At 60.4% G+C, this 24,015-nt stretch carries 22 protein-coding genes and 2 pseudogenes; 17 read left to right on the top strand and 7 right to left on the bottom strand.

Annotated elements, in window-relative coordinates; all coding sequences use genetic code 11:
- Nucleotides 1–30 precede the first annotated feature (30 nt).
- Complete coding sequence (locus CLV89_RS19845) at nt 31–1,098, bottom strand: hypothetical protein (RefSeq protein ID WP_106165390.1); 1,068 nt, start codon at nt 1,096–1,098, stop codon at nt 31–33.
- Nucleotides 1,099–1,325: 227 nt separating this feature from the next.
- On the opposite strand from CLV89_RS19845, the gene CLV89_RS19840 reads away from it, so the two are divergent.
- The 11 genes from CLV89_RS19840 to CLV89_RS19790 all read left to right on the top strand — a co-directional run bounded on the left by CLV89_RS19840 (nt 1,326) and on the right by CLV89_RS19790 (nt 12,692).
- The gene (locus CLV89_RS19840) at nt 1,326–2,207 is read left to right on the top strand and encodes a recombinase family protein (protein ID WP_106165389.1); all 882 of its coding nucleotides are present in this window, start codon (nt 1,326–1,328) and stop codon (nt 2,205–2,207) included.
- A gap of 134 nt (nt 2,208–2,341) precedes the next feature.
- Nucleotides 2,342–3,535 carry a plasmid partitioning protein RepA gene (repA, locus tag CLV89_RS19835; protein WP_048535388.1) on the top strand — a complete coding sequence of 398 codons (1,194 nt, stop codon included), beginning with the start codon at nt 2,342–2,344 and terminating at the stop codon, nt 3,533–3,535.
- Complete coding sequence (repB, locus tag CLV89_RS19830; protein WP_102888752.1) at nt 3,519–4,448, top strand: plasmid partitioning protein RepB; 930 nt, start codon at nt 3,519–3,521, stop codon at nt 4,446–4,448. The genes repA and repB overlap by 17 nt, the downstream gene beginning before the upstream one ends.
- A gap of 213 nt (nt 4,449–4,661) precedes the next feature.
- Nucleotides 4,662–5,873: a plasmid replication protein RepC gene (gene repC / locus CLV89_RS19825; protein WP_106165388.1), complete on the top strand. Its 1,212-nt coding sequence runs from the start codon at nt 4,662–4,664 to the stop codon at nt 5,871–5,873.
- Nucleotides 5,874–7,053: 1,180 nt separating this feature from the next.
- A complete protein-coding gene (locus CLV89_RS19820) occupies nt 7,054–7,539 on the top strand; it encodes a hypothetical protein (protein ID WP_106165387.1) in 486 nt (161 codons plus the stop codon).
- Between the two features lie 40 nt (nt 7,540–7,579).
- Nucleotides 7,580–8,521 carry an ArdC family protein gene (locus CLV89_RS19815; RefSeq protein ID WP_106165386.1) on the top strand — a complete coding sequence of 314 codons (942 nt, stop codon included), beginning with the start codon at nt 7,580–7,582 and terminating at the stop codon, nt 8,519–8,521.
- Between the two features lie 23 nt (nt 8,522–8,544).
- The gene (locus CLV89_RS19810; protein ID WP_106165385.1) at nt 8,545–8,754 is read left to right on the top strand and encodes a DUF6330 family protein; all 210 of its coding nucleotides are present in this window, start codon (nt 8,545–8,547) and stop codon (nt 8,752–8,754) included.
- 88 nt (nt 8,755–8,842) lie between these two features.
- Nucleotides 8,843–9,232 (top strand): DUF3768 domain-containing protein, encoded by a 390-nt coding sequence (locus tag CLV89_RS19805; protein WP_106165384.1) that lies wholly within the window; start codon nt 8,843–8,845, stop codon nt 9,230–9,232.
- 155 nt (nt 9,233–9,387) lie between these two features.
- Complete coding sequence (locus tag CLV89_RS19800; protein ID WP_106165383.1) at nt 9,388–11,370, top strand: ParB/RepB/Spo0J family partition protein; 1,983 nt, start codon at nt 9,388–9,390, stop codon at nt 11,368–11,370.
- Nucleotides 11,371–11,442: 72 nt separating this feature from the next.
- Entirely contained in the window at nt 11,443–12,036 is a 594-nt protein-coding gene (locus CLV89_RS19795; RefSeq protein WP_009503761.1) for a hypothetical protein, read from the top strand.
- Complete coding sequence (locus CLV89_RS19790) at nt 12,036–12,692, top strand: DUF6927 domain-containing protein (RefSeq protein WP_106165382.1); 657 nt, start codon at nt 12,036–12,038, stop codon at nt 12,690–12,692. The genes CLV89_RS19795 and CLV89_RS19790 overlap by 1 nt, the downstream gene beginning before the upstream one ends.
- Here CLV89_RS19790 and CLV89_RS19785 read toward each other — a convergent pair.
- The gene (locus tag CLV89_RS19785) at nt 12,689–13,204 is read right to left on the bottom strand and encodes a hypothetical protein (protein WP_243395094.1); all 516 of its coding nucleotides are present in this window, start codon (nt 13,202–13,204) and stop codon (nt 12,689–12,691) included. The genes CLV89_RS19790 and CLV89_RS19785 overlap by 4 nt on opposite strands.
- A gap of 406 nt (nt 13,205–13,610) precedes the next feature.
- Between CLV89_RS19785 and CLV89_RS19780 the strand changes: the two genes are divergently transcribed.
- The 3 genes from CLV89_RS19780 (at nt 13,611) to CLV89_RS19770 (ending at nt 19,045) form a co-directional block, all read left to right on the top strand.
- Nucleotides 13,611–17,873, top strand: a complete 4,263-nt coding sequence (locus CLV89_RS19780; protein ID WP_106165380.1) for a bifunctional class I SAM-dependent methyltransferase/DEAD/DEAH box helicase — start codon at nt 13,611–13,613, stop codon at nt 17,871–17,873.
- A 16-nt stretch (nt 17,874–17,889) separates the two neighbouring features.
- Nucleotides 17,890–18,192 carry a hypothetical protein gene (locus CLV89_RS19775; protein ID WP_106165407.1) on the top strand — a complete coding sequence of 101 codons (303 nt, stop codon included), beginning with the start codon at nt 17,890–17,892 and terminating at the stop codon, nt 18,190–18,192.
- 124 nt (nt 18,193–18,316) lie between these two features.
- Nucleotides 18,317–19,045: a DUF736 family protein gene (locus tag CLV89_RS19770; protein WP_106165379.1), complete on the top strand. Its 729-nt coding sequence runs from the start codon at nt 18,317–18,319 to the stop codon at nt 19,043–19,045.
- Between the two features lie 201 nt (nt 19,046–19,246).
- On the opposite strand, the gene CLV89_RS19765 is transcribed toward CLV89_RS19770, so the two are convergent.
- From CLV89_RS19765 to CLV89_RS19755, 3 genes are read right to left on the bottom strand one after another with little or no spacing between them, the layout of a single operon-like run.
- Nucleotides 19,247–19,798, bottom strand: coding sequence for a methyltransferase family protein (locus tag CLV89_RS19765; RefSeq protein ID WP_106165378.1), 552 nt, complete (start codon nt 19,796–19,798; stop codon nt 19,247–19,249).
- Complete coding sequence (locus CLV89_RS19760; RefSeq protein ID WP_106165377.1) at nt 19,795–20,430, bottom strand: cation efflux transmembrane domain-containing protein; 636 nt, start codon at nt 20,428–20,430, stop codon at nt 19,795–19,797. The genes CLV89_RS19765 and CLV89_RS19760 overlap by 4 nt, the downstream gene beginning before the upstream one ends.
- Complete coding sequence (locus tag CLV89_RS19755; protein ID WP_106165376.1) at nt 20,430–21,200, bottom strand: transglutaminase-like domain-containing protein; 771 nt, start codon at nt 21,198–21,200, stop codon at nt 20,430–20,432. The genes CLV89_RS19760 and CLV89_RS19755 overlap by 1 nt, the downstream gene beginning before the upstream one ends.
- Nucleotides 21,201–21,270: 70 nt before the next feature.
- Between CLV89_RS19755 and CLV89_RS19750 the strand changes: the two genes are divergently transcribed.
- Nucleotides 21,271–21,687: a MerR family transcriptional regulator gene (locus CLV89_RS19750; protein WP_106165375.1), complete on the top strand. Its 417-nt coding sequence runs from the start codon at nt 21,271–21,273 to the stop codon at nt 21,685–21,687.
- A 116-nt stretch (nt 21,688–21,803) separates the two neighbouring features.
- On the opposite strand, the gene CLV89_RS19745 is transcribed toward CLV89_RS19750, so the two are convergent.
- Nucleotides 21,804–22,142: a hypothetical protein gene (locus CLV89_RS19745; protein WP_106165374.1), complete on the bottom strand. Its 339-nt coding sequence runs from the start codon at nt 22,140–22,142 to the stop codon at nt 21,804–21,806.
- A complete protein-coding gene (locus CLV89_RS19740; RefSeq protein ID WP_106165373.1) occupies nt 22,142–22,417 on the bottom strand; it encodes a hypothetical protein in 276 nt (91 codons plus the stop codon). The genes CLV89_RS19745 and CLV89_RS19740 overlap by 1 nt, the downstream gene beginning before the upstream one ends.
- Nucleotides 22,418–23,041: 624 nt before the next feature.
- Between CLV89_RS19740 and CLV89_RS19735 the strand changes: the two are divergent.
- A pseudogene (locus CLV89_RS19735) lies at nt 23,042–23,815 on the top strand (DUF2493 domain-containing protein); the annotation flags it as partial.
- Nucleotides 23,816–23,883: 68 nt separating this feature from the next.
- A pseudogene (locus tag CLV89_RS22980) lies at nt 23,884–24,015 on the top strand (IS3 family transposase); the annotation flags it as partial.

Raw genomic sequence — 24,015 nt, 5'->3', positions numbered from 1 at the left:
GGAACAGATTTCGACTGGCCGCTGGTCGGCCTAAATCGCAATACTCCACATCCGAAACCGTCCCTGCCCCGTCACTTCACGGATTAGACCCTTCGCTTCCATCCAGGCGAGATTGCGTTGAGCGGTGGCGCGGCTAGCACCGATCCACAATTCGGCCATCGGGGCGGAAACGAGGGGCCATTCGGTCAGCAGGGCGCTCAGGACCGGCGGTGTCTTGCCTGAGAGCGTTGACATCTCTGCTTTGGCCTTCGCTGACCATGATTGGATATCGTCGAGGCGCCGCATCGCCATGAGGATAGCTGTCTGCATCCCCTCGAGCCATTGTTTAAGGCGCTCTGCCGATGGCCCACTCGCGCGCAGGCCCCCTGCCCCGCCCATTGCCAACGGTGCGAAAATTGCCCCGTTTCCCTCGCTAGCCGCGATGCGCGCGGCCGTGACCGCTGCTTCCACCCGATCGCCCTGCTGCCCAAGGCCCGCAAGACTCCAGAGATGAAACCCCATGCAGGCGCGGGTGATCGGATGAAGATCGGCGGCCTGTTTCATCAAATCCAGCCAACCGCTCGCGCGATCGTCGAAGCGCTCGGCATTTTCATCGATGTTTTCAGGATCGCGGCGGTCGAGGAAGGCTGCGATATCGACTATCGGGTCAGGACCGCCTGTCAGTCGCCGAACGGCCCATCCAATTCGCGCCAAGGCATTTGGGTCATCTTGTGCGCCTGACAGGCGCATAGAAATCCATAGCGCCAGACGATCCGGGCCTACGCGATCTCCTGCAAACCAGCTCAGGTCTGCCGCCTCGATCAGTGCCAACCTATGCAGCCAGCCTTTGGGCGCGCGAGCCAATCGGTCATCGAGCGCACCCAAGCGCCCGGCCACCCTTGCCAGAAGCGCAGCCTGATCCGCTTCGGCCCTTGCCCAGTCATCAATGAGGCCCTTTTCCGGCTGTCCCGCCCGAGGTCCGGGAAGCCGGTAATCCGGTTCCTCTTCGATCGGGCCCGGCAGGTACCAGAGAACTTCTTCCGAAGCATCCTCATCCCCCTCTCCGATGTCGAGGGGTTCGTCGAAATCTTCAGGAATAATAGTCGATTGTGGCATCATATGTGCAAAATACAGATTATTTGCACATTACCCAAGCTGTTTTGTGACCGTCGACAATGCTCTTTACACATTACGTGCGCGCGACTGCCGACGGAACCTTTCAGATCGCGATCAATGCAAGGAAACTAGGGGATTGTGCATCGGCACAATGAGAAAACACTTGCTTGCATTCGTTTATAAACGGTCGTTTAGTAACGGCATATGAAATTGCAATCGGCCCCGTTTTCATGCCCCTGATAGGCTATGCCCGCGTTTCCACGGAGGATCAGACCCCCCTGCCCCAGTCTGAGGCGCTGCAATCTGCGGGCTGTGCCGAGATCTTTGAAGAGCACGCCTCAGGCGGCAATCGCGCGCGTCCTGTACTCGCGCGTTTGCTCGAACGCGTCCAGAGCGGCGATACGCTGGTCGTTGTGCGGATCGACCGGCTTGCGCGATCCCTGTCGCATCTGCTGGAGGTGATCGAACGTCTGGAGGCCAAGGGAGCTTTCTTCCGCTCGCTGCAGGATCCAATCGACACCGCCTCCCCTCAAGGAAAATTCACATTGCAGGTTCTGGGCGCCGCGGCCGAGTTCGAGCGCGCGCTGATACGTGAGCGCACAAAGGCCGGGCTTGCCTCTGCGCGCGCCAAAGGGCGCGTTGGTGGCAATCCTGGGCTTCGCACCAAAGACCCCGCCGCGCTGCGCAAGGTGCGGCTGGCACGACAGGACGGCTACATGGAGCGCCTGAACGAAACCGCGCAGGATTGGGTGCCCCACGTGCGACGCCTACGGCCGGATATGGCCTGGGAAGATGTTTTGCGAATCATTAATGGCCCCCTGCCCCACGACCGGCACTGGACCCAAAGCCGCCTACTCCGTGCTGTGAAAGTCTATGTCCGCGACGGGTTTCTACCAGATGAAGTGCTTGGCCGCGCCGGACGCCGCGAAACCGATGACCGCCTGCCAGCTATCGTGGCTGCCATCAAAGGCTCGGACCCCGAAATCACACTGCAGGCGATCTGCGACCGGCTAGAATCGATGCGTGAGCGCACCCCTCGAGGCCGTATTAGCTGGCAGCCGTCTTCGGTCAAAATGCTGCTTGAGCGTGCGGAAAAGTTGGGGCTCCTGTGAACACGACACTTGTGTTGGCTTAACGGATTGCCACTAAATCTAGAAAGTGCTTGCACGAATCTGGCTGGTCGGGCAATAGTCTCGAAAAATAACGCGCGGTCACATAAAAAACGCGCCCACGGATCGGGGCAGACATGAGCGAAGCAGAACAAGATCTAGATATCGCCATCGGGCACTACGCGGAACTTCTCGCGTCGAACCTGCATGCTCAGCGCGCTGCGCACTTCCCACCGGATGCAAAGAAGGTGATGCGCACTTTGACAAGCGGCGAAGCTGCTGAGCTCCTTGGCGTCGACCATACCTATCTTCGGAAGCTTCATCGAGAAGGAAAGATCGTTGACGTCGAGACGACGGCGGGAAGTCATCGCCGCTATACGCTCGACGATATCTGGGAAATCCGGCAGACGCTTGAAGGAAACGCAAAAAAGTCTGGAACTTACGTGCCTGGGCGTCGCGACGGTGACGAGCTTCAAGTCATTTCAGTGGTGAACTTCAAGGGCGGAAGCGGCAAAACGACGACGTCTGCTCACCTCGCTCAGCGCTTGGCGCTCAAGGGGTACAGAGTTCTTGCGATCGATCTCGACCCCCAAGCATCTCTTTCGGCTCTTCACGGAATCCAGCCAGAACTCGACCTCATGGAGGGCGGAACCCTCTATGATGCCGTTCGCTACGACGATCCGGTTCCGATCTCCGAAGTGATCCGCAAGACTTACATTCGCGGCCTTGATCTCATCCCAGGCAACCTTGAACTCATGGAGTTCGAGCACGAGACGCCTGCTGCTATCCAGCGAGGCGGAGCGAAGGCGTTCTTCGCGAGAGTTCATGACGCACTCGATAGTGTTGAAGCGAACTACGACGTTGTTGTGATCGACTGCCCGCCGCAGCTTGGTTTCTTGACGATGTCAGCACTTTCCGCGTCCTCGGGCGTCCTCGTGACGGTTCACCCGCAGATGCTTGACCTTATGTCGATGTCCCAATTCCTGCGAATGACGGCGGATCTCCTGGGAGTAATCAGGGATGCAGGCGCAAATTTGCGCTTCGATTGGCTGCGCTTCTTGCCAACGCGATACAAAGTCGGCGACGCGCCACAAACCGAAGTCATCGCCTTCATTCGCGGGCTGTTTGGGAGGTCGGTCCTGACCAATCACATGGTTGAATCGACCGCAATTTCTGATGCCGGCTTGACCAAGCAAACGCTCTACGAAGCTGACAAGAGGGACTTCACGCGTCAGACGTTTGATCGTGCGATCGAATCTATGAACGCAGTGAACGATGAGATCGCTGAAATCATCCAGAACACATGGGGGCGGAATGGCAAGAAAGCCTAAACTTGGCCTGCCGCTGCAGACCCTTCGCAACGCTCCTGACGCTCTTGAAGGGCGCCGACTGCGTGGCGGTGTTTTTGAGATCGATCCGGCGCAGATTGTTACCGAAGGACGGTTGGATGACAGGCTTCAGATTGAAGTTGAGGGACTGAAGAACTCTATTTCCAAGAACGGTCAGCGTGTGCCTGTCTTGGTCCGCCCACTGGAAGGCGATCGCTACAACCTGATCTATGGCCGCAGACGCTTAGAAGCATGTCGCGAACTCGGTATCAAAGTTCGAGCTATCGTCACAGAGGTTGAGGGTGATCAAGCGCTTCGAGATCAGCTTCTCGAGAACCAAGAGCGTCGTGATCTGAGCTTTATTGAGCGTGCGCTCGTTGCGACGGCACTTCTGGACGGTGATCATTTGGAAGGGGCTGAGCGCACCAATCGAGGTGTCGCCGAAGTCCTTAACCTCCACGAAGCTGGGGTTTCACAACTCTTGAGTGTCGTTCGGACGGTCGGCGAGGAACTCATCCAGGCAATTGGTGCGGCTCCCGGGATTGGTCGCCCGAGATGGGAAGAGCTCAAAAAGGCTTTGGGTGCCTACGACGGTGATCGAGACCAACTGCAAGCCGTAGCTCATGCAGCCAAGTCCGAAAGTTCCGGCTCGGTCGATGAGGTTTCTGAGCGTGCGTTTCTCGCAGTTCTGGCAGCCGCGAAGAGCGCAGAGAAGAAAGCAAGCCCGTCTAGAAAAGGCGTGCCTGCTTTGGCGATCCCCGGTGTCGGAGCTGCGACGGTCAAGACCGGCCGCCAAGGCAAGCAGCTTAAACTCGATCTGACTACGGATGAACCTGATTTTATCAGCTGGTTGGAGGGCAATGCCCCAAAGCTGATTACCGAGCTTCATGAGCGCTGGAAGCGTTCAGAAGACTGAGGAAGAGCAACCAACAAGAAGGAGGCACGATACAGGCAAAAAGAAAAAGGCCCCGAGAAGCTAGCTTCACGAGACCTTTGTAAGGTTTCGCACCGGGATCAGCCCGCTACAAAATCTCAGTTTTCGCACTTCTGAATGTAGCGTTCTGGCCCCTACCCCGCAAGCGCAAAGCGATTCGCGGGCCCTAGAATTTTTGTCTTCGTGAACATTTTCATGGAGTACACACCAATTTCGCCGTTTATGCGGCCGATTTCGCACGCTCATTTGCGCGTCATCGAGCGACCCGAGGCATCTGTTCCGGCCAGACCCGTTAACAAGTGGGAACTCCTGCGCGAGCTCTCCAAGGCGCAAGCGGCCTTTGGGGTCTCGGAACGTGATCTGACTGTTTTGCAGGGGCTCCTCAGCTTCTTTCCGGACGATGCGCTTGGCGGGAACGCCGAGATGGTCGTCTTCCCCTCGAACAAGGCAATCTGCGAGCGCCTCAATGGCATGCCGTGCTCAACGATGCGTCGTCACCTCGCGCGTCTCGTCGAGGCTGGCTTGCTCCAGCGGCGCGATAGCCCCAATGGGAAGCGCTACGTCCGCAAGCACGGCGAAGACCGCGTCGCCTTTGGCTTCGATCTTTCCCCGCTCTACTGCCAGTCTGAGGAGATAGCACGGGCCGCAGAGGCCGTACGTGAGGCTGAGGAGCGCGTCAGGCGCCTCAGAGAGGTCGTAAGCCTCATGCGACGCGATCTCGCGGCCCTCGCCGAGTTCGGAGACGAGATGCAGCCAGGACTAGGCTTCTGGGATCAGCTTCGCGACAAGGCTGCCCTCACAGCCCGCGCGCTTCGCCGCAAGCTTTCAATTGAGGACCTCGCGGCCTATCGAGCCGATCTTGAAGCTCTCCTTGACCAGGCACGCAACATCATTGATGGCCCTGAAACAGAAGAAATGAACACCAATGATGCCCAATCTGAGCGTCACCATCATAATTCAAATAAAGAATCTATAGATTTTGAACCTGCTTTAGAAAAAAGCGGGGTGGCGGCGGGTGTGCCAGATGTGGATGCGAATGAGCCGGTGGCTGACGTTGATGAACAGGACACAAGACATCTGCCAAAGATCCCGCTCCACCTAGTGATAGCGGCATGCCCCTCGCTTAAGACCTTCTACCAAGGTGAGATCCGGCATTGGCATCAGCTTTACGATGCGGCGTGCCATGTGCGGCCAGCCATGGGGATCAGTGCGTCTGCATGGGAAGAAGCACAGCGGTTCATGGGTCCGGAGCAAGCGTCGATCGTCGTTGCTGCGATGCTGGAACGCTTCGCCGACATAAGATCGCCTGGTGGATACTTGCGAGCTCTGACTACCAAAGCTGCGGCAGGCGAGTTTTCCTGTGGCCCAATGGTCATGGCATTGATTGGCCGGCGGAACGCGGCTTAACAGCTGTTAAACTCCGATCGCGTGCGGCTGGCATGGCATAACTTAACAGCTGTTAAGTAGGCTCTCGGCACACAAACGGTGTCTGAGAAAGAAAAGTTAGGGGGGTGAGGTATGGCGGTATTTGAGATCGTGAAAGTGGCTTTCGCCTTCGTCGCGGCGAAGATCTGATGACGAGGGCATCCCGATCACCATGGTGAAACCTCAGCTGGTGACCATCGCTGCTAGTAGCGCCAAGGCGGCTAGCGAAGAACATACAGATCGTTGCGCGCCTCCGCGGCCCCTGCCCTTTTCGATGTCTGAGATCTGATGATGCATACCCTAAATAACTGGCTCTACGCTATCCGGCGCCTGCTGACGGCGATTTGGGTCCTGGCCTCGGATATTCGCTTGGCCTTCATCGGTGCTAATGCCTGAGAGGTAGGTTGTGGATGTCTGTTGCATGATATCGTGGCTACGGGCCGTAGCGCACAAGGAGCAGACGATCGATGGTTGCCAAAACCGTTTGACCAAGGGCTCGATCCTCGAACTCCCGCGCGCGGGGAAGGGGACCCCGTAACTTCTCAGTCACTTCGATAATGGCGACATGGCCAGCGAGGCAATCGGCTCCTCAAGCGCAGCAGCTGGTTGCCAGCGGTCCCGCGTTCCGCTGATTTGGTCGTATTGGACGACGAGGACATCGCAGAACAGCGGTTGCAACTCAATCTCTTGATTTCATGACACCCGAACTCTTCAAAAGAGTGCTTTGATGTTGGCTGCGGAATGATCTGATCCGTCCGATGGTGGAAAACGATTTAATAACAATAGGTTATTGCGTTTTTGGTATTCGCGATGAGAAATCATGCCCATAATAGCCTTCATCGAAATGGCTTCCCTTTCCAGGATGCCGATCCGCTACATCGACGGGAAGCCAAAGGATCAGCACGCTTTACGAAGAAGTTGGCAGTTGCGGGCCGATTGAGCGGTCTGGGCTATCTCGTGAAGAAGAAACCGCCACAGGTCTAGCCGATAGGCCCTGTGGAAGTTCTCATCCCGTCGTGCCAGTACAGTTCGGTGGAGGTTGGGTGTTTCATGGGTTTGGTCCACGAAAAGTAAAAGTGTTCTTCGGGTTTTGTGACTGACGGATGAGGGCCTTTGGGGTCCCTCAGATGGGTCCGGGCCGGATTCCGGTCTGTCTTTCCTGATGAAGGGCATTCCGATGCAAACAGGTGTTTTGCGCGTGTTGCGCGCGACCGCTGCCTGGTGGTGGCGGCATAGAGAGCTGCGCCGAACTGGCCAGACGGCGCTGGCACAGCGGCTCGAACGCCAGACCGTCCTGCGTGATCTCGGCTATCTGAAGCAGGCGGCGTCATTGCCAAACGCGCATGTGATCTGCGGGGAGGGTGGGACATTCCTCCATCTCGGTTGGACCACCGTGTCCACCCTCGCGCCGATCGATCGCTTTCCCTTGGCCGCACTTGCGGTCGCACGAGGGACGCCGTTCATCGATAACCGACCCGTCACTGACGTCATCACCTTCGCGAACTTGCCGTGCGTGGCGCGGGACGGATCGGTCGACCCTGACCCTTGCGGTCCTGGCACGTCCGTCTCGCTGACCACCTACATCGACATGGTCGAAGCCCTCGGTGCCAGGATCGCCAACGATCCGCGCCCCCGCCAGTCAACCTGATCACCATTCCCTCTCACCAACACTCGAAAGGAGGCCAGCCATGGCCCGATCCCGCACGCCCAAATTCGATGCCTCCGAGGTCATCACAAACGAAATCATCCGCATCATCGAGCGCGGCGTGTTGCCGTGGCGCAAGCAATGGACCGCAGGTGGCAGCTCTCGTCCCCTGCGCGTGGGCGGAGAACCCTACCAAGGGGTGAACAACTTCCTGCTGACGATGCGGACCGTGATGGCGGGCCACAGCTCTCCCTTCTGGATGACGCTGCCGCAAGCCAATGCGTTGGACGCAAAGGTCCGCAAGGGCGAGAAGTCCTCTGTCGTCGTTTATTACGGTCAAAGCCGGAAAGACGCGGGCGCATATGAGCATGACCGCAGCGACGGGGATGATCACTCCGAGGAAGCCCGTATATTCCGCTTCCAGAAATCCTACCGCGTGTTCAATGCCTGCCAGATCGAGGGCTTGCCCGACAGCTTCTTTCCGGACCCGGAGCCCGTGCCCAAGCATCCGCGGTCCGAGCCAATCCCGCACATGCAGGCGTTTTTCGATGCCATCGACATCACGACCGTCTTCACGGGCACGGAGGCGTACTATTTGCCGCCCGTGGACAAGGTCTTCATGCCGTCGATCGCGCGGTTCGAGAACCCGCGGAATTTCTACGGGGTCTGGGCCCATGAGCTCGCCCATGCCACGAAAGCCCCCCATCGATTGAACCGTGATTTCGGGTTTTCGAAGTTTGGCAACACGTCCTATGCGCGCGAGGAGATCGTCGCCGAACTGACCTCGGTCTTTTTGGGTCAGACGCTCGGCTTCACAGCCCATACGCTCGAGACGAATGCCGCCTACCTCTACAACTGGCTACGCGTTCTGCGGTCGGACAAGGGCGCCATCTTCAAGCACGCCGCTGACGCGCAGCGCGCCTGCGACTACCTTATCGCCAGATCGGAGGTGGGCAGGGCAGGGCGCAGTGCCGAGGCCGCCTGACCACACGGAGAACGGAGACGCCCATGTCACGCAAGGAACCCAAGACGCTGCGGGTGGCCAGCTTCAAAGACGGCCGCCGCAAGATCATCACCTTCAAGCGCGGTGCCTATTGGTGGAGCCAGTCCGAGGGCGCTTATCCGTTCTCGGCAGCGCTCGAGAGCATCAAAGAACAAGGCGGCTGGATCGAAACCATCCCCAACCCGAATTACAGACCCAAGGGGCTGTTCGGGTAGGGCACCTTCTGCTTCGGTCCCTCCGACAAGCAGAAAAGAAAAAGCGGGCTTTGAGAAGGGTGTTTCAAACCTCTCAAAGGAGATCCCCATGTCCATGACCGTTCAACCCCTGCCAGACCATCCGGATCCGACCGTGATCGCGGCGCAGAACGACGCGTTTCGCAAGCTCGCGTGCCTTGGCGTGCCGCCCGCGCAGCCCATCCAGGGCCGGATGCATGTCACCCGCTCGCTTATGGAGGCCGGTGACGGCTTCATGGCCGAGGCGGTGAAGGCGACCGGTGCGTTCGATACATTCGAGCCTGAGAATGATCCCGAGGGCTGGCACGATTTCGGGGCGGTCGAGATCCGGGGCGAGACCGTGTTCTGGAAGATCGATCTCTATGAGGCAGATTCGGATTTCCGCTACGGCGCTGAGACCCCGGACAATCCTGCCACCACCATGCGCGTGCTGACCATCATGCTGGCGCGCGACTGGTAGGGCAGGGGACTCCTCACCCTTACATCTGAGACGATGAAGGCCCGCTGACTCCTCAAAGGGAAAGTGGGCCTTTTGTCGTGGTGATCCCTGAAGCCGGGGATTGGTCACGCGCGTGAGCGCGCGGGCCACACCTCACCCTCCTGGAAGGATATCCCATGACCACAAGCTTTGCTCCCCTTACCGTCGCTATCGGCGATCTCGTCCCGCATCCCGCCAATGTGCGCAGCAACGCGCCGGAAACCTATGACCCCGAAAACATCGCCCATCTGAAGGCCAGTATCGCTGTGCTGGGCCTGCTCCAGCCGCTTCTGGTTCAGAAGCTTGACGGCAAATATGCTGTCCTCGCCGGTGGCCGGCGCCATGCAGCCCTGAAGGAGCTGATCGCTGACAAGGCCAGCAAGGGATTCACGGCGAAAACCAAGGTCGACTGCCGCCTTGTCCCTGAGGAGTGCGACGTCACCACGGCGCTGTCGCTCGCCGAGAACATCACCCAGGCACCGATGAATGCCATCGACGAGTTCGAGGCCTTCGCCCGGATGATGGAGGTCGACGGCCAGACGCCCGAGACGATCGCAAAGACCTTCGGCGCCACGGTGGCGGCCGTGAAAGGCCGGTTGCGCTATGGCCTTATCCACCCCGACATCCGCGCCGCGGCCCGGGGCAAGGTGATCACGCTCGACACGATGAAAGCCTTCGCCGAGCACCCGAGCCAGGAGGCGCAGCGCGAGGTCTTCGAGGCGCTCACAAAAGACGGCGGCTATCTGCAGGCCTACACGGTCCGTCAGGCGCTCAAATCCCGCGGTGTGCAGGTCAGCGATGATATCGGGGCTTTCGTGCGCGCGGACTACGAGGCCCGCGGCGGCGCCGTCGCGGCTGACCTTCTGGAAGAGCATTCCGTGCTGGAGGATGCAGCGCTGGTCGAAACCATCCTGCTCGAGAAGCTCGGTGCCGCCGCCGAAGAGGCCCGCATAAAGCTGGGCTTTGCCTGGGCCGATGCGATGGTCCGCTATGATTACGCGACCATGGCCGACTACGGCCGCGTTTATCCCGGCCCGATCGAGCCTGATGAGGCTGCGCAAAAGCGCATCGATGAGATCACCGCCGAACTCGAGAAACTGCAGCTCGAGATGGAGGATGAGGGGCTCAAGGACGGTGCCTACAACGCGCTTTACGAGCGCGTGGACGCCTTGGAAGAGGAAGCCCGCGACCTGCAGGAGGCCTACAGCGCCGAGGACCTCGCGCGGTCTGGGGTAATCGCGTCCTGGTCGGGCGGGCAGGTGACCCTCCATGTTGGCCTCGTCCGCCCGGAAGACACCGTCAAAAAGGAGGGCGCGCGCGGCTCCTCGGCTAGCCCGACCGGGGAGGAGGCCCCAGACGCCGGCGAAATCACCTATCCAGCCTCACTGGCTGAGGACCTCAAGACCGAGCGAGCCATGGCGCTTGGGGCCGCGATGGCGCTGCATCCGGAAGCCACGCTCGATCTGACGCTCTTCAAGCTGATCAGTGACGTTCTGGCCAGCGGCATGAGTGTCACGCAGGCGATCAAGATCGATGCCCGCAAGGAATACCGCAGCCATGCCAAGATGGACGAGATCGACGAGACCTCGCTCGAGCAGGTGGCGGCGGCGCATGATGCGCTTGATCTCTCCTGGCTCGATGACACCCGCGCGCCCGCCGATCAGTTCGCGGCGTTTCGCGCGCTGGAGGCCGGCGAGAAGGCCAAGCTCGTGGCCTATGCCACGGCCAGCACCACGCAGTCCTGCTTCGCGCGGGACCGCCAGCGCGACAGCCTGATGCATGCGTTCGAGATCGAGATCATGCCCGACATTCGCGCCCACTGGACGCCGAATGCGGCCCTCTTCAACCGCTTCAAGAAGGCCTGGCTCCTGAAGATCCTCGGCGAGGATCTGGGTCTGGCCCAGGAGGCTGTGACGCTGGCCTCGTCGAGCAAGAAGGAGATCGTGGCCTTCTGCGACAAGCTCTTCGCCGAGCCCTTCGCCACGCTCACGGACGCGCAGCGCGCTGCCGTGGCCGCCTGGTGCCCGCCGATGATGCAGACCGCCGGTATCGCCTTTGATGAGGCGGAGCCCGCTGCGGAAACCCCCGAGCCTGACAGCGAGGTCGCGCAAGCGGCCTGAGCCATCATGCGACCCGCGCGAGGCATTCCTCGCGCGGGTCGACCCTCCCACACCCAACGGAAAGACATCCCTATGGCTATTCTCAAGTTCTCTGCCTCAGCTGTTGCGGCGCAAATCGCACATGCGCGCGCCTGCAAAACCTTCCTGCCCAACTGGAACGGGCCCGTGGACAGGCCCGCCCTGATCCTCATCGTCGGCAATGGTGTACATCTGCGCTCAAACGGCATCGATGGCACGACCACCCGTATCGTCACCACCGAACAGGCCGATCCCTCCTTCGCCTTCGCCGACGGCATGAACCCGTTTCGGGATACCGACTGGATGGCGCAGCGCCGCATGGCGTTTCGCGATCTGACCGGCCAGTTCTACACGGACATTCTAGACGATGTGCAGGTGCTCATCGACCGGGGGCAGGGGGCGATCCGGCTCGCCACCGATGGTCACAGTATCCGCGTCTTTGTGCGCCGGGCCTCGGATTATCTCATCGGCGGGACCTACGAGGTGCCCTCGGGCCTCGGCGGCACCTTCCGGGTCATCCTCAAGGATGCCTGCGACACCTTCGCGATCGTGCAGAACTGCGGCAATTGCGAGGATTTCGACGCAATGCAGCCCTACCGCGTGCCGCTGGATGCGCTGATGGAAATCGATGACCGGAGGGCGGCATAATGGGATGGCTTTTCTACACCGACGGCCGCGTCCAGACCTACGCGGATGAGAAAGCGGAGATTGCTCGGCTGTGCACCTTCGAGGGCGAAAGGCGCAAGACGGAACTGGTCAAAGCCTGCAAGGTGGGTTCGACTTGGTACGCGGCGGCAAGGGTCACCAATCTCGACGGCACCGCTGTCGAAGACGCGACCTATGTCACCGATGCGGATGGCTCCATCACTTTCGCCGCCGTATTCCTTACCCGATATGATGACGGCTGCTGGGGCTACAAGGATATGGAGGAAAGCGCTGGCCCGAACGAGTCGCGTGCCCCCCTTGGGTTGATCGAGCGCCTCTCCGACCTGAAAGACGAAGGCAGCTACGCCCAGGACTGGCGTCAGCGCTGCCGGGATTGGGCGTCGATCCCGGACTACGAGGAAGGCGACAAGATCAGGCTCGCGGCCCCTGTGACGCTCACCGATGGCAGCACCTGCCAGATTGTCACCGCGACGTACTACAAGCGGGGGCGGCAAAAACGCCGCTGCTACCGCATCGAGGAAACCGGTGGGCTCGTACGCCTGTCGAAGGCCTCGCTTGCGGGCTCAGAGCTGCTCAGCTCCGCAAAGGGCGCGGCCAGTCCTGTGCTGGCGGAATTCCTAGCGGGGCGGGACGCTTAGGGGCGCACTGCGAGTAGTGCGCGCACCGTCTCGATTTTCAGCACCCAGTTGCTGGTCGTTTCGTTGCGCCATCTTATGCAGCGGATGATCCGATCAAAATCATCCTGAAGGGCGCGCGGAAAAACAGGCTCATGGTGTGCGATTCTGTTGCGGAGCCTCCTCACGGCTTCAATGTCAGACCTTAATTCAGATCGGCGCTGGCTGGCAGCGACACCACGAGGCGCGTCCGGAAACACTGCGTAGAAATGATCGTCCCACAGTCTGCCTTGGTGCCTGTTTGTCAGCATCTTCTCCCAAAACACGAACTTCAGTTCGGCGACGACCTTTCCGGCAGTGGGTTGCTGTGCTGCGCAACCTTCGAGGTCTCGTTTGGGGCTGTATGCCGGACCGCGCGGGTTCGGTAACGAACGGATGAAGCCTTGTGTCCAAGGCCATGTTCCTCCATGGACAGCTTCGATTGCTTCCACGATCGCGTTTCGCAGCGCAACTTCCAAAACATGGAGTGGAACCATGAACGCGGCTGATACTTGAAGATTCCAGTGGTATAGGTGGAGAGCTCGCGTCCTATCATTGCCGGTTTCGCGCAGATAGGTCGCAAACCTAGGTGCGGATAGGACGTTCGGAAGGTGGTGTTCTTCATCAGCCGTGAACGGTGGATACATTGACAGTAAAGACTTTCGGTGCCATATAGAGCGTGAGCTTTGAGATTGCGGGCACTATGCCTCCCCTCATTGCACAAAGAAAGCAAAAGCCCGTCGCATTGCGGCGGGTTTTTCAGTTTTCTAATCCAACTCCGAAAAACCGTTTGATTGGCCGGCCGTAGATTGGATGCCTCTTGGTCTGAGCTCATCATCCCGAAAAGCGAAAGAGGGCTTTTTGTCCTTTGGAACTCAGACCCTGATCCAAAGGAAAATCCCCATGTCCAAGCCCAAATCGGCAAACCCGGCTCTCTCAATCTCCCACCCTGACCTCGCCTCTGCCATCGCGCAAATCGGCGCGGAGGTCGACCACCAACCCCTGCGCAGCTCAGTGCTCGCGCGCATCATGCGCGAGACGTTTCACGGCAGCGATGCCGGCGGTGCCTGGGACTGGCGTATGGCCTATGACCTGATGCAAGCCGCTGCCGTCCGAGTGCTGCTACGTGGGGACGGTGCAGCAGGTGACATCGCCGCTGCAAAGCTGCTTGCCTCACGGCTCCTGACGGAAACCCGCCGGTCGGAACAGCAGATCCGGCTGCAGCAGTTTTCCACGCCGTTGCCATTTGCGGCGCTGGTCTTGCGGGCTGCGGCGATCCGCAAGGGCGAGACCGTGCTGGAGCCCTCGGCTGGCACTGGTGCTCTGGCTGCTTTCGCCGTCCGGGCCGGTGCCACGCTTTTGCTCAACGACATCGACCCCTTTCGCCAGCGCCTCCTGCGGGCCCTCTTCGGCGGCGAGGTGACGGGCCATGACGGCGAGCATATCGACGATCTGCTGCAAACGCCGGTTCTACCCGACGTCGTGGTGATGAATCCGCCCTTCGCCTCCTCGGTCGACCGCTCCCGGGACAAGCACATCGCCGCCAAACATCTTATCGCGGCTGCAAAGCGTCTCGCGCCCGGTGGGCGGCTGGTGGCGATCATGCCGCCGGGATTCACGCCCGACCGTGATGCCGCGCATTGGTCCCGCGCCTTCGGTCTCCTGACGCCGCGACTGGCGTTGACGATGCCGGGGCAGGTCTACCGCAAGCTCGGCACCTCTGTCGAAACCCAGCTGATGGTCTTCGACAAGGTGCAGGAGGACGGCGAAATGATCCGCGTCCCTGTGCGGGATCTGGATGAAGCCTTGGCATATGTCGATGCTGTGGCCGCTACCCGGCCCGAGATGCGCCCCGTACAACAGGCAGCGGCGATCCCTCATGCTCGGCCGACCGTTCCATCCTCTGCTCCGCGCAACCGCCGCGCTGCGCCTGTCGCCGCCTCCAAACCTCGGGCCAATGCCGTTGTCCCGCTAACTTTCACGAGCCTTGATATCCCGCGCGACAACACGCCCATCTCGGACATCTACGCGCGCTACCGTCCGCAGCGGATCGAGATCGCGGGTGCGCAGGGACATCCCACCCCGCTCGTCGAGAGCATCGCCATGGCCTCGGTCGCGCCGCCGGTGCCCTCAAACACGGCAAATGCGGAATTGCGCCTGCCCGCCAGGCTGATCGAGGAGGGACATCTCTCCGAGGCGCAGCTGGAAACCATCATCATGGCGCATGATGCCCATGGGCGCGACCTGCCCGGTCGGTTTACCATCGATGACGACCAGACCAAGCTGACGCGCGCCGATGATGATCCAGACGCACGTGCCTATCGCCTCGGCTATTTCCTCGGCGACGGCACCGGCTGCGGCAAGGGTCGCGAGTGCGCGGGTCTTATCCTTGTCAACTGGCTTTCCGGGCGTAGGAAGGCGATCTGGGTCTCCAAATCCGCCACGCTTATCGAGGACGCGATCCGCGACTGGACCGATCTCGGCGGCTCGCCAGCTGACATCCAGCCGCTCTCCAAATGGAAACCGGACCAGCCCGTCCCGATGGGCGACGGAATCCTCTTCGTCACCTACGCCACGCTGCGGTCCGCGGGCAAATGCGGCACCACACGGCTGAGCCAGATCCTCGACTGGATGGGTGAAGACTTCGAAGGCGTCCTCGCTTTTGATGAGGCCCATGCCATGCAGAACGCGGCAGGGTCTGAGCAGGGCAGGGGGGTCAAACCCTCCCAGCAGGGCCTTGCTGGCCTGCGGATGCAACTGGCAGCACCCCGCGCTCGCGTCTTCTACATCTCAGCCACGGGCGCCACGAGCGTGCACAACCTCGCCTATGCCGCGCGGCTGGGGCTCTGGGGGCAGGGCCCCGAATATCCCTTCCCGAGCCGCGAGAGCTTTGTGTCGGCGATGGAAGCCGGCGGCGTTGCCGCCATGGAGGTGGTCGCCCGCGATCTCAAGACGCTCGGGCTCTACACGGCCCGCGCCCTCAGATTCGACGGCGTGGAGTATGACGTGCTCGAACACGCGCTCACTCCGGCCCAGATCGAGATCTACGACGCATACGCGACTTCGTTTCGGACGATCCATCACAATCTCGAGGCCGCGCTGACAGCGACCGGCGTCAACGACGCCTCGGGAGAGACTAATGCCTCGGCCGCACGCGCCTCGGCCAAGTCCCGCTTCGAGAGCACGAAACAGCGCTTCTTCAACCATCTCTTGATGGGCATGAAAGCCCCGACCATCATCCGCGCAGTCAAGGACGATCTGGCGGCGGGCAAGGCTTGCGTCATCCAGGTGGTCTCGACGGGTGAGAGCCTGCTGAAACGCCGACTTGAGACAATGGATCCGGAGGACGACCTCGTTGAGGGCGCCTTGACGCCGCGCGACTATGTTCTCGGCTACCTCGAACAGGCTTTCCCGATCCATGCGCAAAAGCTGGTCGAGATCGACGGCAATATGGTGGCAGAACCGTTGCGGGATGAGACCGGGGCGCTGGTCGTCTCGCGCGAGGCGCTCGCTTTGCGTGACGCGGCCATGATGGAGTTGATGACGCTGGCGCCGATCCCCTCGGCGCTCGATCAGATCCTCTGGGCCTTTGGCGACGATGCCGTGGCCGAAGTGACCGGAAGGTCGATCCGACCTCTGAAGGCGGACGATGGCCACCTCTTCATCGAGAAGCGCTCCGCCAGCAGCAATTCGTCGGAGACCCAAGCCTTTATGGACGGCGAAAAGGATATCCTGATCTTCTCCGATGCAGGCGGCACGGGCCGATCCTATCATGCGGCGCAAACGGCGAAGAACCAGAAACGGCGGCGGCACTACCTGTTGGAGCCCGGCTGGCGCGCCGATGCGGCCATCCAGGGGCTGGGCCGCACGCATCGCTCTGCCCAAGTCAGCGCGCCCTTCTTCCGGGTCTGCACCTCGGATGTGCATGGCGAAAAGCGTTTCACCTCGACTATAGCCAAGCGCCTCGACCAGCTGGGGGCCTTGACCAAGGGTCAGCGCGAGACCGGCTCGCAGGGTATGTTCCGCGAGGAGGACAATCTCGAAAGCCCGATCGCGCGGGCGGCGCTGCGTGGGTATTTCGCCGATCTTGCCGCCGGGCGCGCTGAGGCGATGAGCTACGAGAGCTTCACCGACTGGACGGCCCTGCGGCTGATCGACAAGGACGGGGTGCTCCTTGAAGAGCTTCCCCCGATCCAGCGGTTTCTCAACCGGGTGCTTGCCCTGCCCATCCACATGCAGAACGCGCTCTTTGCTGAGTTCATGAGGCGGATTGCCGATCAGTCTGAGCGGGCGCGCGCGGCGGGCACGCTCGATCTCGGTGTGGAAACCCTGCGTGGCGAAAAGATCGAACAGGTCTCCACCGAGGATCTCTGGACCTGCCCGAAATCCGGCGCGGTGACGCGGATCATCGGACTTGAGGTGACGGACCCGGTCCACGTGCTGTCGGCGGATGACGCCCTGTCGCGCAATCCGGACAAGCTACCGATGGTCAACCGCGCCTCCGGTCGCGCGGCGCTTATCTCGGCGCGCCCGATGCAGTTGTATGACGAGGACATTGTCACGCTGATGCGCAAGGCGGTGCGGCCAAACGGGTCGAGTTATCTCGAAGAGGCGCGGTTCGAGTCCTCGGCTTGGGAAGACATTGAGCGGCCCGAGTTCACCCAGCTTTGGGATGCCGAGGCTGCGTCCCTGCCAAAAACCACCACGACCAAGCTCTACCTGCTGACCGGGCTGCTGCTGCCGATCTGGAAGGATATTCCGACCACCAATGAGCGCATCTACCGGGTCACGCCCGATGGGGCGACCGCCATGATCGGGCGCACGCTGAGCGAGGAAGGGGCGGCCGCGCTGCGCGCCCGCTTCCTCGTCTCCAATCCGCAAACGCCGCAGGAGATGTTGACCGCCGCCCTCGGCACCACCGCACCTGTCGATCTGGGCCGGGGTCTGACCCTGACCCGTCGCCGGGTCGCAGGCGAGATGCGTCTCGAGCTTGGCGGTGCGGATCGGGGCATGATTGATGGCCTCAAGGCCATGGGGTGTTTCACGGAGATCATCGCCTTCCAGTTGCGGGTGTTCCTGCCGCATGGGGACGGGATCGACACGGGCCGCATTCTGGCCCGGATCGTCGGGCAGGCACCAGATGCCGCTTCAGTTGCAGCAGAATAGGCAAGGGGGGAAGATCATGACACTCGATGAAATCAAGTCCGCCGTCGACGCTGGGCAGACCGTGCATTGGGCCAATACCGGCTACGTTGTCCACAAGGACCGGCTCGGTCAGTACCTCATCACCTATCTGCCGAACGGCAGCTGCATCGGCCTGACCGACGGGGAAGGGCACCGGTTGAACGGCAAAGAGGCGGAGTTCTTCATCGTGCAATCGAAGGACGCCGCAGAAAATCCGGGCAGCCAATCAAGACCAGATGGGCAGGGGAGGGGCGTAGCACCCGGAGGCGAGGGGGCATTCCCACTCGGACGGCAGCTCTGACCCGTGGGCGGTGCTGAAAGGAAAGCAGGCTTTCTGATTTGTGATCCCTCAAGGGGTCGAGAAAGCAATCCCGGATGCGCTGGCAAGGATGTCAGACACTGGCCAATCCATAAGGAACCATCCCATGTTCGCAGGAACCCTCACCCGCAATGTCGAGACCGCAGCCGCACAGTACACCGGCATGATCCACTCGACGCGCTTCGATATCGCCATCCAACTTGAAACCCGCCCGAAGATGTCCGCGCGCAGCCCGGATTTTGACGTGACGGCGATCAACAAATCAGGCCGCAAGGTGCGCATCGGCACGGCCTGGAACGAGACCGGCAATACCAGCGGCAACCCCTACATCTCGATGCAGATCGATGTCGGCCTCGGCCCGTTCTGGGTCAACGCGGTGCAGACGAAAGAGGCGCGCGCAGCCCAGAGCGGCGAGTTCGAGATCATCCCGCTGGTCTCGAATGGCCTGATGAAATCCGGCTCGATCTCGGGCGAACTCGCCGCCATGGACGCCGACAACGCCTTCACCGGCTACATCGCCAACATGATGTTCGATCTGGAGTTTATGCTGATCGAGAACAGCTACAAATCCGAGGAGACCCACCCCGATTACCGCATCGAGGTCAGCTCGCCCCGGGGCACATCGATCCGCGTCGGCTCGGCCTGGATGGCGAAAAGCAGCCGCACGGGCAATGACTACCTGTCGCTGCTGATCAACACGCCCGATGGCGACCTGCGCGTGAACGCCGTGCAAAACGAAGAACAGCGCGGTGGGCAGACCTTCTCGATCATCCCGTTCATCGACAGCGGTGAGCAGCCGCAGGACGCGGGCGCGGGGCTCTCGCTGGTCGCCTAATTGGCACGCGAGGGGGGAGACCATCTGAACCCAAAGGGGAACCGTGGGATCGCGGTTCCCCTTTTTCTGTGCTGGTGGTTTGAATGAACCCGGCCTACATTGCAGACGTTCGTGTCGCCCGCAGCTAATGCTACCGAAGAGCCCATTTTGACCGATGCTGCACAATACACGAGTGTCCGCTTTGAAGAATTTGGCTCTACCTCAGAGGAACCGCCGCACGCGCGCCGAGTAGTCTTCGAATGCGTCGCCATATTGGTCTTTAAGCCAAGGTTCCTCGGCAAACGGCGCGGCAAAAAGCACTGCTATTCCAGCCAACCCGACAACCATTGCCCACGGCGCTGCTGACAAGATCATCCAGCCACTTACGATGCCAATGTCAGCCATGTACTGGGGGTTCCGAGAGTAGCGATACATGCCCTCGGTGCGCAGGCTGCCTTTGGCTCCACCGGTCTGCGGTACTCCAAAATGTGAGACTTCCATCCACACGATGATGTTGCCGATCAGGATGAGTGGCAGGCCGACGCCAAACCGCAACCAACTCGGTATGTCCAGATCAGCCCAACCCCAGACACCAAGCAGGATGAGAACCCCGAACAGCGTGAATGTTGGCACCCAGACAAAGAAAGGCGTGAGTGTCGTGTAGCGTTGTGGCGGCCATATCCGCCGTTTAGGAAAGGCAATCGACCATAAAATTGCTGCCAGAGTCATGGCGGCAACCACTAGGCCCAGAATAATGAGAAAGCCTTGCATCATGCCTCCGCGTGTTTGTGGTCGGTTAATTCCCGTCGTTCTGCGAGGGCCTGCCGCACGATCTGGAATGCGGACGACAGGAACAGCCCGGCCATGACTGTTGCGACAATCAAATCAGGCCAACCCGTTGCCGTGCCCCAGACGCCCAAGGCCGCGAACATGACAGCGACGTTGCCGATGGCGTCATTGCGCGAGCAGAGCCAGACTGACCGCACATTGGCGTCGCCATCCTTGTAGCGTACCAATAGGAACACACTGGCAAGGTTGGTGAGCAACGCCAGAAAGCCGACCGCCCCCATGATCTCGGCTGCTGGCACCCCGACATAGAAAACACGATAGACGGTCGACCCGAACACCCAAAGTCCCATCAACAAGAGGCTGAAGCCCTTGAACAACGCAGCATTGGTGCGGGCGCGAAGGGACGCCCCGATGACGGCCAGAGAGATACCGTAGGTCATGGCATCGCCTGCGAAGTCGAGAGCATCGGCTTGCAACGCCTGTGACTTCGCCAAGTGGCCCGCAGTCATTTCAACCGCAAACATCGTCGCGTTGAGGGCAATGACAATCCAGAGCCGTCGTTTGTAATCGTCTGATACGCCGTCAAACTTGGCGTCGTGTCCGCAGCAACCGGCCATTAGATTACCTCCTGCGTTTCAAGGTCTGATTGAGTTGGAACGAGGCTTGCCTCGCCACCGGGAATGCTCGGCATATGACCGCTCCGCATCTTCCTGACGCGGTGATTCATCCAGTGGCGAATGAGCAGGCGGTAGATAAGGCCTTTCACGCCAGTTAACTGATGATGAGTCGCATAAAATGTATCGGGGTCGTCGAAAGTGCCGAAGTCGTGGTTAATACCGGTTTTTTGGATGTAGGTGCTGGCCCCGCGCCATTCTACTTGTGGACTTTGCAGGCAATCCGTGCCCGCACCATAGGCGCACAAGGATTGACGCTGTGGGAAGGCGTTTTGCAGGGCCGCGAGAACGGGCGCATCCAGTATGAAGCCCTCCAGCTCGAGCCATTGTCCTTCGTGTTGGATTTCGACCCACGAATGGATGATGTTTGCGGGGGCGAGCGGGTAGACCAACTCCGGCACCACCCCGCGCTGCAACCGTTTGTCGATGGTGAAACCATGGAAGCGGCACTGCACACCAAGGGCGCGCAAGAGCGCCATAAGCAAAGTGCCCTTGGTATTACATTGCCCGTAGCCGTCAGCCAGCACACTGGATGCTGGCAACGCATCATCGGAGTTATATCCGAACAGAATTTCGCTGCGGACAAAGTCATACGCTGCGCCAATCCGGTCGGTTTGTGAAAGCGACAGCCAGCCACGGTCCGCGATCAGGCGCTGAATGCGTGTCGCTTCGAAATCCAGAAGGGGAGTCGGGGACAGGTATTGGTCGGTCATGGTGGCCTCTTGAGTCTATGTCCCACCCTATCTACAAGCTCTAGTGACTAGAGGTTCAAGAGGTTTCTTCATGTTTTCTATCGGCGAGCTTTCAAAGCGCACCAAGGTCAAAGTTCCAACCATCCGTTATTACGAGCAGATGGGGCTATTGGCAGAGGCCGAGCGCACAAGCGGCAATCAAAGACGCTATGACAAGAAAGGATTGGAACGGCTGAGTTTCATCCGCCATGCGCGCGATCTGGGCTTTTCAATAGAGGCGATCTCATCGCTCATCGAATTGCAGGACCACCCGGACCGGTCCTGCGAGGCAGCAACAGACATAGCCATTTCGCAGCTTGCAGATGTGCGCGCCAAAATCAAACGACTGAAATTGTTGGAGAAGGAACTGACCCGAATTTCTGAATGCTGCGATGGCCACGGCGTATCGGAAGACTGTTATGTGCTCGCGGCTTTGGCCGATCATGAGCTCTGTAGCAGGGAACACTGACAGCGATAGCAGACATTCAAAATCGCAACGGCAAAGTCGGCAAAGTCCCGCATCTTATCCGTTCAGCTCAAGCGCGGCGAAGGTCCGGTCTACAATTTCCCCGCCGCTCCACGGCTCTAAGGTTGGTCAGCGAACACCTGTCTCGCTGACGCCAGTCTCATCCAATCCCGGCCGCCGAACGCAACAAGAGCGAGATATATCTGTGCGGCGTCCACATCCGGTTTGAATACGATGGTCAGTCGCTGACCGGTGCCGCCATGGCGCACCAGCCATCCGTCCAACTTGCCGCTGAGGCGAGCACCAGATTTTGGGTTTGCGGCAATGTTCTGGATAAGGGCATCGATTTCATCTAGTCGACGGCTCGCCGCTGCAAGGTCACCGTCAGTCACGTCGACAATATGATCAACGATACCGATAAGGTCCCGTTCGAAGAACGGATGCCGAATAAATCGCATCAGGTCTTTTTGGCCATCGCGGCAAGATGGGCCCGGGCGCCTTTAGTGACGTCGGCGGCATCGCCGACGGGTTCCCATTGGTCGAGTGGCAGGGATAGTCGGCGCTCCAGTTCTGCTTCAAGCAAAGTACGCTCACGGTCACGTTCTGCCTTGGCCTTCGCCAATTCACCCGAAACAGCCGCACTCACATTGGGGTACTCGCCTGCTTCGACCAGTTCCCTTGCGAAGGTGTAGGCGGTGTCGGTAAAGCTGACGGATTGCTTTTGAACGCTCATTGCGGACTCCTTGGTACTCCAATAGACTACCAAGTAGTGCTATATCTGGCAAGCTTGGCAGGCCGACCACGAGAAATGCGTCAACAGCCTTTCGGCCTCCCTTGCTCGGCTTCGCGTGTCGCAGGGGAGAACGGCCCTTCGGTCCGTCGCGCATTCGGCCATGCGGCCTCACCGCGGCGTCGCGCCTGGCATCCCGGTTTGCCCGCCTCGCGAGCACGTCCCTCCCCGGCCGCTCCGCCGGATTGCGCTCTGGTCTGTTTTGCGGGGCAAAACGATCCCGCCGCTTCATCCGTCTTCCGCGTCCGGTCGGGCCGTTTGCCTGCTCGGGTCGGGCAAACCTACCGTCAAAACACACACACATGAGTGCGGAAGCATATCCTCCGGATGGCCCCCAAATCAGCCCGCGTCAAGGATCGCAAAACTTTTCGGCGAGGGCGTAGCCTGTGGCATGGGGCGGTCCCTTGCGTGAGCGCGCGCATGTGTCGGATGCCGCGCTCGGAAAACTTTTGCGCCCGGCAAGCCGGCGGCTGCGCCGTCCATGACCCGGGCAGATTCGGAAACCAGGCATTCGGCCATGCCCCACACTCACGTGGTGGCCTTGGAACTGAATACTGGAGACCAGACATGGCTTACGACACAGCAAACACCTACGAGACCATCGAGCTTTTCGGACTGACCGAGAAGGACGCGCAGCTGCCGATCCCGGAAGATCACATCCTGACCGACCGCATCATCCGCGAAAGCTTCGAGGCTTTGCTCGGGCAGCTGCGCGGGACCGGGCTTGAAGCCGAAATCGAACCGCTGGCCCATGGGCTCGCGACGATCCTGCAGCGCCGCAAGGTGGCGCTTGGCAAGGAGGTCGACCGCACCGCCGACAAGATCGGCGCGCTGGCAAAATCCCACGACGGATCGGAGATCGCCGAGACCGCGCTCGAAGAGGCGCAGGCGCGCTTTGTGCAGCTGCGCGAGATTGTCAGCGCCATCGAGGTGATGAGCGAGGCAGCGGCGGAATGCTACGAGATCGAGACGGGCCACGCCTACATCCCGGCAGCCGGCTCGCGCGCAAGCGTCCGGGCGAAAGAGACCGGGGCGGTCTTCGAGGCACGGCAGCTCCTGGAGCAGCACGACCGCGAGACTGCCGAGAAGTCGAAAGTCGAGGGGGTGCCCCTGATCGTCTCAGGCGCCACCGACTGGACCGATGTCGATGTGATCTTCAACACGCTCGACAAGGTTTGCGAACGGATTAAGCAGAACCGCAACCAGGAGATCTTCCTCTGCCACAAGGGTGGCAAGTACGGGGCGGAGATGATTGCGGCTCGGTGGGCCCGGGCACGCGGCGTCGCACAGGCGCGCTTTGATCCTCGCTGGTCCGCGCATGGGCGGGCGGCACCGTTCAAGTGGAGTGCCCCCACTGAAGTGGTCCACCTTTTGGGATAGGAATATCCCGTTTTCAGGAGGACGACGAGATGTCAGGCAAACGAGAGAAGCCCGAGGACATCGTGCTGAAGCTGCGACAGGTTGAGGTGCTGCAAGGACAAGGGAGCTCGGTTCAGGAAGCCGTTCGGCAAATCGGTGTGACGGTTCAGACTTACTACCGG

The organism is Tritonibacter scottomollicae (assembly GCF_003003215.1).
Taxonomy (GTDB): Bacteria; Pseudomonadota; Alphaproteobacteria; order Rhodobacterales; family Rhodobacteraceae; genus Epibacterium; species Epibacterium scottomollicae.
Note: the sequence above shows the minus strand (reverse complement) of the source record. Positions and strands in the feature narration are given on the sequence as shown.

What these genes read in the sequence shown, in the direction of transcription:
- CLV89_RS19795 (WP_009503761.1), top strand. Translation starts at nt 11,443, where the DNA reads ATGGCTATTCTCAAGTTCTCTGCCTCAGCTGTTGCGGCGCAAATCGCA.
- CLV89_RS19840 (WP_106165389.1), top strand. Translation starts at nt 1,326, where the DNA reads ATGCCCCTGATAGGCTATGCCCGCGTTTCCACGGAGGATCAGACCCCC.
- CLV89_RS19845 (WP_106165390.1), bottom strand. Translation starts at nt 1,098, where the DNA reads ATGATGCCACAATCGACTATTATTCCTGAAGATTTCGACGAACCCCTC.
- CLV89_RS19745 (WP_106165374.1), bottom strand. Translation starts at nt 22,142, where the DNA reads ATGCGATTTATTCGGCATCCGTTCTTCGAACGGGACCTTATCGGTATC.
- CLV89_RS19750 (WP_106165375.1), top strand. Translation starts at nt 21,271, where the DNA reads ATGTTTTCTATCGGCGAGCTTTCAAAGCGCACCAAGGTCAAAGTTCCA.
- CLV89_RS19805 (WP_106165384.1), top strand. Translation starts at nt 8,843, where the DNA reads ATGTCCATGACCGTTCAACCCCTGCCAGACCATCCGGATCCGACCGTG.
- repC (WP_106165388.1), top strand. Translation starts at nt 4,662, where the DNA reads ATGGAGTACACACCAATTTCGCCGTTTATGCGGCCGATTTCGCACGCT.
- CLV89_RS19815 (WP_106165386.1), top strand. Translation starts at nt 7,580, where the DNA reads ATGGCCCGATCCCGCACGCCCAAATTCGATGCCTCCGAGGTCATCACA.
- CLV89_RS19760 (WP_106165377.1), bottom strand. Translation starts at nt 20,430, where the DNA reads ATGGCCGGTTGCTGCGGACACGACGCCAAGTTTGACGGCGTATCAGAC.
- repB (WP_102888752.1), top strand. Translation starts at nt 3,519, where the DNA reads ATGGCAAGAAAGCCTAAACTTGGCCTGCCGCTGCAGACCCTTCGCAAC.
- CLV89_RS19810 (WP_106165385.1), top strand. Translation starts at nt 8,545, where the DNA reads ATGTCACGCAAGGAACCCAAGACGCTGCGGGTGGCCAGCTTCAAAGAC.
- CLV89_RS19780 (WP_106165380.1), top strand. Translation starts at nt 13,611, where the DNA reads ATGTCCAAGCCCAAATCGGCAAACCCGGCTCTCTCAATCTCCCACCCT.
- CLV89_RS19740 (WP_106165373.1), bottom strand. Translation starts at nt 22,417, where the DNA reads ATGAGCGTTCAAAAGCAATCCGTCAGCTTTACCGACACCGCCTACACC.
- CLV89_RS19775 (WP_106165407.1), top strand. Translation starts at nt 17,890, where the DNA reads ATGACACTCGATGAAATCAAGTCCGCCGTCGACGCTGGGCAGACCGTG.
- CLV89_RS19770 (WP_106165379.1), top strand. Translation starts at nt 18,317, where the DNA reads ATGTTCGCAGGAACCCTCACCCGCAATGTCGAGACCGCAGCCGCACAG.
- CLV89_RS19800 (WP_106165383.1), top strand. Translation starts at nt 9,388, where the DNA reads ATGACCACAAGCTTTGCTCCCCTTACCGTCGCTATCGGCGATCTCGTC.
- repA (WP_048535388.1), top strand. Translation starts at nt 2,342, where the DNA reads ATGAGCGAAGCAGAACAAGATCTAGATATCGCCATCGGGCACTACGCG.
- CLV89_RS19790 (WP_106165382.1), top strand. Translation starts at nt 12,036, where the DNA reads ATGGGATGGCTTTTCTACACCGACGGCCGCGTCCAGACCTACGCGGAT.
- CLV89_RS19785 (WP_243395094.1), bottom strand. Translation starts at nt 13,204, where the DNA reads ATGGTTCCACTCCATGTTTTGGAAGTTGCGCTGCGAAACGCGATCGTG.
- CLV89_RS19820 (WP_106165387.1), top strand. Translation starts at nt 7,054, where the DNA reads ATGAAGGGCATTCCGATGCAAACAGGTGTTTTGCGCGTGTTGCGCGCG.
- CLV89_RS19755 (WP_106165376.1), bottom strand. Translation starts at nt 21,200, where the DNA reads ATGACCGACCAATACCTGTCCCCGACTCCCCTTCTGGATTTCGAAGCG.
- CLV89_RS19765 (WP_106165378.1), bottom strand. Translation starts at nt 19,798, where the DNA reads ATGATGCAAGGCTTTCTCATTATTCTGGGCCTAGTGGTTGCCGCCATG.